We start from the raw sequence: 9,564 nt of genomic DNA on the forward strand, positions 1-9,564 counted from the left end.
ACGCCACATCCCGGCGGAACTGATAGGCAATGAAACGCCCGTTTTCGGCCAGATTATCGTTCACCGCCTGCGACACCCGGGACGCAACCGCTTCGGGCATTTTCGAAAAGGGAATACCGGAGATGACCACATCCGGCTGCCCCATATCATGGAACGCCAGAATCTCCGCAAGATCCTCAGCGCTGCCCAGATGGTTGGTAAAGCGCGGGTCTGTAATCTCATCAAGCAGTTCGTGGAAATGGGGACTCAATTCGATTGAGAGCAATTGTGCATCCGGCGCAAGGTGCCGAAGAAAGGTTCGCGTCGTACCGCCGGTGCCGGGCCCTAACTCGACCACACGCCTGGCGGCAGACAGATTCGACGCACCGACAATCCGTTGCTCCAGGAAGCGGGAACTCGGAATAACCGAGCCCACCTGGCCGGGTTCCCGCAGGAACCCAAGCAAAAAGGCGGCTGGACTTGTTCTGCGTGTTGAATCGTTCTTCGGATCCTCACATTCTTCACCCATATAGCGCTCTCTCAACCGGCCCAATTAAGTTTCAATCGATTATAACAATGAGAGCTGTTCACAAAAGCAGAACACCCCAGGCTACTGATTATCTGTGCTTCCGGAAGGCTCCGGAACCGATTCGCTATAGTCAGTCTCTTCGGTGTCGTAAGTGAACGGCTCGCCCTCCTCGTCCTGGAGCTGATAATCGTAAGCAGCCTGGAGGCCAGTGTCCTCACTCGCCTCTTCTTGGCCCCCATGATCAATGTTGCGGGGATAAAGCGGTGACAGTAGCGCTACGAGAATGCCAATCGCGGAGAAAGTCGCAAACGCAACGTTATAGCCGAAGCTGTTCACCAACATACCGACAACGGGTGAACCCGCGGCCTGCCCCAGGGAGATCGCCATAAACGGCATCACCGGCCCCATCGACAGACGACCCGGCAACAGCCGGATACCTGTCATCAGATAGAGCCCCGTCAGACTCATATACGCCAGGCCAAAGACCAGCCCGGAGAATCCCGCAAGCAGCAGTTGATCAGGGCTGGCAGCCAGCAGGGACAGGCTAGCCGCCAGCATCATCAGCATCAGCGCCTGGGTGATGGGCGGGTTGTTTCTATCGGCCAGGTCAGCCACCACAGCGCCGCCCAACCCGGCAAGACCTACCGCCAGCCAGAGCCAACCGGTTTGCGACGACGGTAGCTCACCCAGAGTGACCACGAGATCGGGTGCAAAGATCCAGTAAGCAGAGGAAACAAAACCCATTACGAAAGCAAACAGCGAGAGCCGGAACAGCCGCCACCACTGCAGTGCGGTGATAGCAGGAGGCGGCGCTGCATTCGACGGAGCAACCCGGGAAACCGACGGAATAAAATACCAGGTCGCAAGTACGCCGATTACCGCTATGATGGCAAACGACATGTAAGCGAAGCGCCAGATGCCAGCCATAAACAGAACGGTAGGCACGGCCACCATGACACCGATACTCGTGCCCGCGTTCATAACGGAACTGACACGCCCGTGAACCGAGCGGTCGACCAGCACCTGCATGGCAGCCGTCAGTGCCGGCATCATCAAGCCGGTACAGATACCGCAAGCGAAAACTCCTATCCCGAGCGAAAGCGCACCCGAAGCCTGGCTGATCAACGCCAGGCCAACAACTCCGAATCCACCGGACAGCACCGCTGTGTTACGGGCGCCGAGACGATCGGCTGCCAGAGGTGCAACCAGCGAAGCCAGCACGAAACTGATGAGTGGCAGGGCGCCGATGATACCGATCAGTTCAGGTGTCAGGCCCAGCTCGGAGCGAATGGGGGGTACAAACAGACCGAAGGCAAAGCGCGCAAGACCGTAACTGATCGCAATCAGCGACGCGCCAAAAACAGCAAACCCTGTGTTTGATATGGTTTTCACGATACGCTCTCCAGCAGGGGCACATCTTCAGGGTCTGAAGCCCTGGCAGCGCGGCGCTCCTGTTTTTCCATGGAATTGCACACTGAGGCCAGTATTGTGTTGAAGGGGCGTTTTTTTCAAGCCGCAGATGCCAAAGCATCGCGGTTTCTCCCTATGGTGGCTGTTTTGACCGCCGCCCTGGCACTGCCACACTCTGTTCAGGCCTCAACTGACTTCTATCTTCTGTACCGCCAGTGGCAGCCCTATGACTGGCCAGACGATGCGCCCTCGGCCGCCGAAGTAACACGTTCTCAGCGCGGCCTGGGCTGGCGTCACCCGGGGGCCGCAGGTGAATTCAGAGTTGATTATGATTACCAGCCCCTGCGCATACGCACAGGTGAGCCGGCGCACAATGGCCATTTGCACCGGTTGGCCTTCGGTGGCCATTGGCAGCACCAGCTTTACCTGGTGGAAGCCCAGGCTGGCCTTGCCGGTACATCCAACATGTTCAAGCACCAGTCAGTTCACAGTGACCTGGTGAATGGCCGCGTGGCGATGTTCCGGGCGGTGAGAGAAGGTTCACCCCTGAGTCTGGGGGTCGGCGGCGATCATCGCTTCGGTTCTTTCCGCTGGCTTCCCCGGGTACGTTGGGAACGTGCAGATGAGCGCGGGAACTGGCTGGTGGATCTGCCTGTCATGCTGCGATGGCAAAGCCCCGGGGAACGCTGGACGCTTCAGCTGGAACGCAAGGGAGATCGCTGGGCAACTCTTGATGAGACTCGGAAGGTTGAAAACGCGCTCTATCTGCGTGAGTGGAGAGCGGAGCTGAACTACCGGGTGAGCTCGGGTAACAGGCGATGGCCAGAGGTAGAGCTGGGCGTTGGGGCGAGCGTGGATACCCGCGTCCGGTACCGTGATCTGGACGCGGGCACTCTGGATCAGCGCCTGGGTGATGCGCTGCTTGCAAGCATACAGCTCGGCTGGTAGAGCCGTTCTATAGCCAGGCCAGCCGGTGCCGGGCTTTAGCCTGCCAGCGCTGCCCGCACCTTCTTGCTCAGGTGCCCCATATCCACCCGGCCAAGCACCTGCGGGCGCAGGTTGTTCATCACTCGACCCATGTCCTGCATCCCCTGAGCGTCAGTTGAGCTGATCGCCATCCGGATAAGAGCATCCAAGTCGTCCTCGTTGAGGGCGGCGGGCATGAATTCCTCAATAATCACCATCTCTGCCCGCTCTTTGTCCGCCAACTCCTCGCGGCCGGCATCATCATACTGGCTGGCGGCATCGCGGCGCTGTTTGAGCATTTTGTCCAGTACCTTCAGAACGTCCTCGTCATCCAGGTCACGGCGTTCATCAATCTCGATCTGCCTGACCGCAGACTGGGCCATACGGAGGGTGACAAGCCGGGTTTTATCCTTGTTCCGCATCGCATCTTTCACCGCGGTGCTCAGTTTCTCCTTCAGTGATGCTTCCGCCATACTCGACCTCTGTTAATATTGATCCGAACATTTCCCTAATAAACATCATTGGGCTCCCGTTCATGAAACTCAATCCCTTTAATACCCGAATCGGTCTCGCCCTGGGGGGCGGCGCTGCCAAGGGTATCGCTCACATCGGCATTCTGAAGGCATTCGAGGACGAGCAAATCCGGATTCATTGTATTTCCGGGACCAGTGCGGGGGCACTGATCGCCAGCTACTACGCCTTCGGCCGCCCTGCAGAGTCCATACTCTCCATCTGTTCCACCCTGAACCTGTCCAAGATTATCAATTTTACCCTGGAGCGCGGAGGCCTGTTCAGTACCAATGCCATTCGCGAAATGATCCGTCGCGACCTCGGGGACTGCCGGATAGAAGATGCGGACATTCCACTGGCTATCTGCGCAACGGATATTGAGACCGGCGAGCAACTGATTTTCAGAGAAGGCAATCTGGCGGACGCTGTGTGTGCATCCATGGCGGTGCCCGGCCTGTTTGTGCCGGTTGAGGTGGACGGCCGGATTCTGGTTGATGGTGGGCTGGTTGAGAATGTCCCCATTTCTCCTCTGGCGGGAATGGGTGCAGGTATTACCGTGGCTGTTGATCTAAGCCATGTCACCCGCTACCCGAAGCCGGTCGATACGTTTGATGTGATCAGCAACGCTATCAATATCGGTATCGACTTCAACACCCGCAAGCAGTTGAAAAAGGTGGACATTTCAGTACCGCTGGATTTGAGTGAGTACAGCCTTACCAACAACGCTGACCGCGTGGAAGAGCTCTACATGGAAGGCTACCACCCGATGAAGAAAAAGATTCGCCAGGTGCTCTGGTACAAGCGGATGAATATCATTATCAGCATTGTAAAAGCCACTGGCACCGTGCTGCCCTTCAAGGTGCCGGAAATTCTCAAGGATCTTAAACGCCACACTCTGACTGTCCGTAACCGAAGTTAGCAAATCAAAACGGGATAGCGGTGAACCAAAAAGCCTTCAGCAGACTACATTGCTGACCGGCCCATTTTATTAATGCGAACGGAGTGCCTGCATGATTACAGTTCACCACCTCAACAATTCTCGCTCACAGCGCGTTCTCTGGATGCTGGAAGAGCTTGGAGTGCCCTACGAGATCCAGCATTACGAACGTGACCCGAAAACCATGCTGGCACCAGCAAGCCTCAAACAAATACACCCGCTGGGTAAATCACCGGTGATCACCGACGGCGATCTGGTGGTTGCAGAGTCCGGCGCCATTATTGAATACCTTGCCCACACCTACGGCAAAGACACGATGCTGCCGGAGGGCGGCGGCCAGGCGTGGCTCGATTACACCTACTGGCTGCATTATGGCGAAGGCTCCCTGATGCCGCCGCTGGTTCTGCGCCTGGTGTTTGAAAAAGTGAAAACCAGCCCGATGCCGTTTTTTATCAAGCCAGTGGCAAAAGGCATATCAGACAAAACCAATGAAACCTTCATTGGCCCGATGATCAAAACACACCTGGATTTTGTCGAAGCCCACCTGGCGAAAAACACCTGGTTTCTCGGGGACAACCTCAGCGCCGCAGACATTCAGATGAGCTTCCCGCTGGAGGCCTCAGCGGCAAGGGGAATCGCCGGAAAGAACCGTCCGCATATCAGCGCCTGGGTGGAGCGAGTGCACGCCAGACCGGCTTACCAGAAGGCTCTGGAAAAGGGCGGGAAATACGACTTCGCCTGACCTGCATTTACTGGCACGGGCAACGCCGAACTCGTCCCAGCCCAGGCGGCAGGCCTGGGCGTTCCTGCCACAATTGACGATCACCCTGTAAACCGCGCAGACTGGAATCGAAACCATAATAGCGTATACGCCTCCAATGCCTGCAAAAGTAAAAACCCGGATCCTCTTCCATTCCAGACGCCTGAGCGTATATCTGGTGCGATACCCTGAAGGCCACAAGGTAGGGCCCCATGTGGACATGGTTTCGGAAGGCCGGCTGTACAAACTCAACTGCGTTCTGGCCAAACCCGAATCCGGTGGCGAGTTTATCTGCGAACAGAATATTTTTAATCTGTTCGGCAGGCTATACCTGTTTCGCCCCGACCTTTACCAACACAGGGTGTCAAGAATCGAGCGCGGGAATCGGTGGTTACTGAGCTTTGCGTTGACGAAAAGCTGAGCCCAATAGCGAGTCGTATGCGGCAAGCAAGGGCGGCCCCTGACCACGGGCAACACACCAGTGGGCGCGTGAGCAAACCAGAGGAGGTAGCAGCCATGGTGACTGGCGCTATTCCACCGTGACGGTGATTTTCTCCGACATAACAGGCCGCTCATGCGGTATATGCAGATGATCTCCTAAGAAATACTTGCCGATGCCTGAACCAGCGCCGTTTCAACAGCACTGCTGACAGGCACCAGACTCATCAGTTGCTTTTCAGGTCAATCTGCTTTGAGCCTGTAGAGGCGAATTGGCCACTTTTCCCTTTACCCACGTACTCAACACATCCACCGGCCTTCAAAAAAGCAGCGGTCTGCTCCTCAATCGCGGCAGTCGTCAATGTAGCTTTTACGGGTTTCTTGCTCATGATATTCCCCAGGTTAGTCCTGGCTGATCGCCAGATTTAATCCTCCATGGTATCCGAAACAATAAAATATTGTCGGAATGAGTGACCTGTCATTCTTCCTCGACGGCCTTGCGGACATTCTGCTCTGCGTTTTGCCAGGCCTCGGCAAGTTCATCGAAGGCATCGTTAAAGCCATCCTTCATGGACTCCCAGGTAAAACCGGTGCTGTCTTGCATACGCTGGTGCCATTCCATTACTCGTGAGCGTTCGCGGCGCAACGCTGCCACCGCAGTCTGAGCCTGGGCCCGCTCTAACCGATCGGCTGAATCCCAGTTATCGCGCAGTCGACTGTCGAGTGTTGCTATACGCGACTCGATGGCGTCGAGAACATCCTCAACGTCTCCTATCAATTGATCCCGCCGCTCGCTGCTGAAATCCGCCAGCTCCTGGTCAAGGCTCTTTAAGTCCTTGTCCAATGACTCCTCGGTTACATCACCGTTATCCTCCTCGGCGTGTATCGGGGTCAGCGGCATCACCATGGCCAGCAGCAGGGCGCTGGCCGTTAATCGTAAATGGGGTCGCAAAGTCAGGTACCTCCTCTGAATCAAAATTGAATCTCTCAGTTGAACTCATAACTATTCCATACGATCAAACTTACCAGAAACGCCAACTGTAAGCCTTGATTCCAGACATTAAAGCCGCTCAACAATCCTGAGCAGTGCGCTGGAGGGCCTCGAAAAGCTGCGCTCAGCCAATCTGTCCATCACCCAGCCAGGCAATGAAACATGGTTAATCCTCAATCAGCCAGGAAGAATGGCGACGTCCCGCTTTTCAACCGGAACCACCCGGCTCCGGCCTCTCTTCGTCAAGCCAGGTTCCGCAGTATTTACAGTACCTGGCGTCAGTTTCGTGTCGGTGCTTGCCGCACCCCGGGCAGGCTTCGTCGGAATAACGTTCCGCCCGCAGGGCACGAATGACTTCCGCGGAAAAGACGCCAGCGGGAAGCGCAATGATCGAGTAGCCTGTCAGCATGATCATCATGGAAATGAACTGCCCCCAGGAGGTAACCGGCGTTATATCGCCATAGCCCACCGTTGTCAGTGTCACGATTCCCCAGTAAATGGATTTGGGAATACTGCTGAAGCCAGCTTCGGCGGGCTCAATGAGATAGAGAAGAGAAGAAAAAATGGTCACAAGTATCAACACTGTGAACAGAAAAAGCAGGATCTGGTCCCGGCTGCGAACCAGTGCGTCCATCAGCAGTCGGCCCTCGCCCACCAGCGCCATCATTTCCAGCACCCTGAAAAGGCGCAAGGTCCTCAGCAGACGCACCACTACCAGGGTCTGCGCACCAGGGAACAGAAGTGCCAGCCAGGTAGGCAGAACCGCCAGAACGTCGATAACCCCGTAAAAGCTTTTCAGGTAGAGCTTCGGTTTCTCCAGACAGTAAATGCGCAGGCCGAGCTCAACAGTAAACAGCAGCGTTACCCCCCATTCCAGCGCATAAAAGATCTCACCGAAGCGGTCATGGTATTCCGGGACACTATCCAGCAGGATGATTCCGACGCTGAGAAATATCAGCAAAGCCAGACAAATATCAAAGCCTTTGGCCAAGCGGGTGTCTGATTCGAAAATGATGTGAAACAGGCGGGTTTTGATTCCCAAACCGCCCGGTTTTTCTGTCTCGTTAATCGTTTACTCCTCCATCTCCAGAATCCACTTTACGACCCTTTAAGCCTGTTTATGACTGACGCCAGTGCGAACCCCCAATAGGCCGTGCATTTCTTTTCCTCGGCCAGCTGCAGACGGTCCAGCGTAACTCTAACACCTCAAGCTGCAAATTAGACCAGGATGGACGACCGCACAAAGTGCCCAGATAAGATAAATCTTTCCTATACTGCCTGTTACACCACATCGAGAAGCTGGCAATTACCGGGTATCAGCGAGGAGCATTCATGAAACCGTTTCGACTGAACAAGCATGGAAAACTGGTGTTTCCCTCAAGCATCTTTACCGAGCTCGACTTTTCGACCATCAGCAATCTCGACCAGCTGAAGGCGATTATCCGGCGCGATTTCGAAGTGAAGGCGCCGACCGGTACTGAAATCGCCGAGCGGGCCGCTGCAGGAAGCTATGGGACGCGCTACGACCTGTTGCGCGACATTGGCCTGCACCTGTTCTGGGCCAACCGGTATGCGCTGGTAATGTATGACAAGCAGCCGATGCGCTGGCGCGATGTTCCGCGGAACCGCGACGATGTCTTTGTGCCCCTGCTGCAGCCCTGGGAGGGACGGGAAGCCAAGACCGCAAGTGTCCGCGAAGCCTACTCGCAGCTGCCGGCCAGGTGGAACGCAACCGCTGAAGACGAGCTGTTCGACCTGCTCTTCGACTGTTTCTCCAACAAGCTGTATCACGCAACCTCTTTACCGCCAATCAAGGCCACGATTGCCGAAGCGCTTGCCGCTGCCGGTGCCAGCACGACCACCCTCGGCAACTATGATCCCGACCACCCGCGTTTCAGCATCGACGACATTCTCGATGTTTCAGACCAGCAGGCTGAGCTCGAGGCGCTCCGGCGCTGGTCTATGGTACTGCACAACCAGCAGCCCTGGGACCGGAGCCAGGCCCGGCTGAAGCCGCTGGCCGAGATGCAGGATGACGACATCGTGGTGCTTTACTATCCGAAAAACCGCCACGTGCTGGAATTCATCAACCGCGAAAAGAAGGGTACCACCGTTGCCAGGCAGGCGCCGACGCCGGATCCTGCCGTTGAGCCCGTGAGGCCCTACCCGCCGACGGTGATCAATGACAATTCGCCGATTCAGCCGAAGATTGAGGCGCTGGCCGTTCGCAAGGGTGAAGTTATCTGCTCAAACGAGGATGTGGTGCGGAACTCCCCGTCTTCATGGTCGCCGATGAGCGCGAAGGAAATCGCCGATAAAACCGGCATCGAACGGCGTCGTTATACCGCCGAGCCGCTGGAGAATATCGCCCTTGAGGCCGCGCGGGAAGCCCTGAAGCATGCCGGTCGCGGGGCCGAGGAAATCGGTGCAGTGCTGTTCTGCTCCTGTACCTCAAGCCGGCTGATCCCGTCCACTGCCACCTGGCTCTCCGGCCAGCTGGGCATCCTGCAGACCCACTGCTCCGCCGACATCGTCGCGGCCTGCGCCGGCTTTCCCTATGGCGTCGCCGAATCGGTCCGCCTGCTGCGGGAGATCGAACGCCCGGTCCTTCTGGTCATGGCCGAGAAGTTCTCGGACAAGATCGGCAATGCCAGACCATCGCGCATGATCTTTGGCGATGGCGCCGCCGCCATGGTGATCGCCCCGTCCACCGGCGAACGTGACATCCATGTGGTCCAGACCTATGCCAGCGGGCCCGCCAGCCAGGTGAACTCGATCATCTGGCCGAATCACGATTTCGACAATGACATCACGGTCTATGGCCCAGAGGTCAAAGCGCTGGTCAAGCGCTACCTGAACCAGATGATGGGCGAGCTGTCCGGGCTCGGACTCAATATCGACATCATCGTACCCCATCAGGCCAACAAGACCATGATCACCGAGATCACCGAGGCCCAGGGCATTGACGCCAACGACATTTACTTCAACATCTCCGAGGTCGGCAATGCCTCCGCCGCGAGCATCCCGATCGCGCTCGCCGACGC

Annotated in this window: 11 protein-coding genes; 5 read left to right on the forward strand and 6 right to left on the reverse strand. The window is 56.7% G+C overall.

The window, feature by feature from the left end:
• A partial coding sequence (locus tag ACESMB_RS13400) for a class I SAM-dependent methyltransferase (RefSeq protein ID WP_372971794.1) occupies positions 1-508 on the reverse strand: 508 nt, incomplete at its 3' end.
• Between the two features lie 81 nt (positions 509-589).
• On the reverse strand, positions 590-1,900 hold the full coding sequence (locus ACESMB_RS13405) for a CynX/NimT family MFS transporter (RefSeq protein ID WP_372927067.1): 1,311 nt from the start codon (positions 1,898-1,900) through the stop codon (positions 590-592).
• Between the two features lie 153 nt (positions 1,901-2,053).
• Between ACESMB_RS13405 and ACESMB_RS13410 the strand changes: the two genes are divergently transcribed.
• Complete coding sequence (locus tag ACESMB_RS13410; RefSeq protein ID WP_372971795.1) at positions 2,054-2,866, forward strand: hypothetical protein; 813 nt, start codon at positions 2,054-2,056, stop codon at positions 2,864-2,866.
• 35 nt (positions 2,867-2,901) lie between these two features.
• Here the strand turns inward: ACESMB_RS13410 and ACESMB_RS13415 are convergent, their stop codons facing one another.
• Complete coding sequence (locus tag ACESMB_RS13415; protein WP_372971796.1) at positions 2,902-3,357, reverse strand: GatB/YqeY domain-containing protein; 456 nt, start codon at positions 3,355-3,357, stop codon at positions 2,902-2,904.
• 62 nt (positions 3,358-3,419) lie between these two features.
• Here ACESMB_RS13415 and ACESMB_RS13420 point away from each other — a divergent pair, with 62 nt between their 5' ends.
• The 3 genes from ACESMB_RS13420 (at position 3,420) to ACESMB_RS13430 (ending at position 5,512) form a co-directional block, all read left to right on the forward strand.
• Positions 3,420-4,313 carry a patatin-like phospholipase family protein gene (locus ACESMB_RS13420; protein ID WP_372927070.1) on the forward strand — a complete coding sequence of 298 codons (894 nt, stop codon included), beginning with the start codon at positions 3,420-3,422 and terminating at the stop codon, positions 4,311-4,313.
• 91 nt (positions 4,314-4,404) lie between these two features.
• Positions 4,405-5,073 (forward strand): glutathione S-transferase family protein, encoded by a 669-nt coding sequence (locus tag ACESMB_RS13425; RefSeq protein WP_372927071.1) that lies wholly within the window; start codon positions 4,405-4,407, stop codon positions 5,071-5,073.
• A gap of 136 nt (positions 5,074-5,209) precedes the next feature.
• Complete coding sequence (locus ACESMB_RS13430) at positions 5,210-5,512, forward strand: 2OG-Fe(II) oxygenase (protein ID WP_372927072.1); 303 nt, start codon at positions 5,210-5,212, stop codon at positions 5,510-5,512.
• Between the two features lie 244 nt (positions 5,513-5,756).
• On the opposite strand, the gene ACESMB_RS13435 is transcribed toward ACESMB_RS13430, so the two are convergent.
• From ACESMB_RS13435 to ACESMB_RS13445, 3 genes are all read right to left on the reverse strand, one after another.
• Complete coding sequence (locus ACESMB_RS13435; protein ID WP_372927073.1) at positions 5,757-5,918, reverse strand: hypothetical protein; 162 nt, start codon at positions 5,916-5,918, stop codon at positions 5,757-5,759.
• An 89-nt stretch (positions 5,919-6,007) separates the two neighbouring features.
• The gene (locus ACESMB_RS13440; RefSeq protein ID WP_372927074.1) at positions 6,008-6,481 is read right to left on the reverse strand and encodes a hypothetical protein; all 474 of its coding nucleotides are present in this window, start codon (positions 6,479-6,481) and stop codon (positions 6,008-6,010) included.
• Positions 6,482-6,728: 247 nt separating this feature from the next.
• On the reverse strand, positions 6,729-7,562 hold the full coding sequence (locus ACESMB_RS13445) for an ion transporter (RefSeq protein ID WP_372927075.1): 834 nt from the start codon (positions 7,560-7,562) through the stop codon (positions 6,729-6,731).
• 290 nt (positions 7,563-7,852) lie between these two features.
• Between ACESMB_RS13445 and ACESMB_RS13450 the strand changes: the two genes are divergently transcribed.
• Positions 7,853-9,564: 3-oxoacyl-ACP synthase III family protein (locus ACESMB_RS13450; protein WP_372971797.1), on the forward strand; the 1,712-nt coding region annotated here is incomplete at its 3' end.

Origin of the sequence: Marinobacter sp. (assembly GCF_041686475.1) — a bacterium.
Taxonomy (GTDB): domain Bacteria; phylum Pseudomonadota; class Gammaproteobacteria; order Pseudomonadales; family Oleiphilaceae; genus Marinobacter.